This is a genomic window from Mesorhizobium sp. M7A.F.Ca.CA.004.12.1.1, from assembly GCF_003997835.1.
In the GTDB taxonomy this organism is placed as follows: Bacteria; Pseudomonadota; Alphaproteobacteria; order Rhizobiales; family Rhizobiaceae; genus Mesorhizobium.
This window is the reverse complement of record NZ_RZRK01001332.1, coordinates 1-886: the sequence shown is the minus strand read 5'-3', so window position 1 is coordinate 886 and position 886 is coordinate 1. Positions and strand designations below refer to the sequence as shown.

General features: G+C 63.2%; 1 protein-coding gene. It reads right to left on the bottom strand.

The genetic code is table 11. The annotated features are described in order from the left end of the window. A partial coding sequence (locus tag EN984_RS36185; RefSeq protein ID WP_127384433.1) for an extracellular solute-binding protein occupies window positions 1-886 on the bottom strand: 886 nt, incomplete at both ends.

The window sequence follows — 886 nt, the reverse complement described above, 5'->3', positions numbered from 1 at the left end:
CGTCCGAGCCGGGCAGGATCGAGAAGCCGGTGACGTCGCCGACGACGGAAGAGTCGTTGGTCTTGACGTTGGAGCCGACGTCGCCCCACCAAGTGACCATCGAGCCGGTGCCGGCCAGGAACTGCTGGAAGGCGGTCGTGTTCGGATCGGCATTGATCTGGTCGGCGGGTTCGGACGGCAGCGCGTCGATGACGTCCTGGATGGCGCGCACCCAGGCCGGATTGTTGACGCGCGGCTTCATCGTGTCGGCGTCGAAGAGCCAGGCCTTGTCGTCGGGGTGCTTGGCATAAGCGGTGGCGCGACTGCCGAGGAAATAGAAGCCGAAGCCGCCCCAGGGCTTTGGCGCGTCGAGATAGCCATAGACGTCCTGGTCCTTGAGCTTCTTGCCCTTGAGGAACTTGGTCACCGCCTGAACCTGCTGCCAGGTCTTCGGTACGCCCCATTCACCTTCGCCGCCGCCGTCCTTCCAGGCCTTGGCGAGGTCGGCATCGGCGAACACGTCGGTGCGGTAGTTGAAGTTGTGCGCGTCGCCGTCGACGGTCACGCGGTATTGCTTGCCGTCCCAGGTGCCGACCGGCGGCTTCAGATAGCTGACCAGATCGTCGAAATCGATCTGGGTCTTGACCCAGTCGGGCATTTCCGACGTCAGGCCCTTGCCGCAGACATCGCCTTCGAACGGCGCGCCCATTTCGATAATGTCGAAATCGACGGTGCCGGTCGCGATCGACTGCTGCAGGCGGGCATTGTAATCGGCCTGCGCCAGGTCGATCCAGTTGATCTTGGCGCCGGTATAGGTCTCCCACGGCTTCAGGAAGCCGCGGAACAGCACATTGTGCAGGTTCTGGTTGTTGAGACCCATGAAGGTCAGCTCGACGCCGGCGAATTC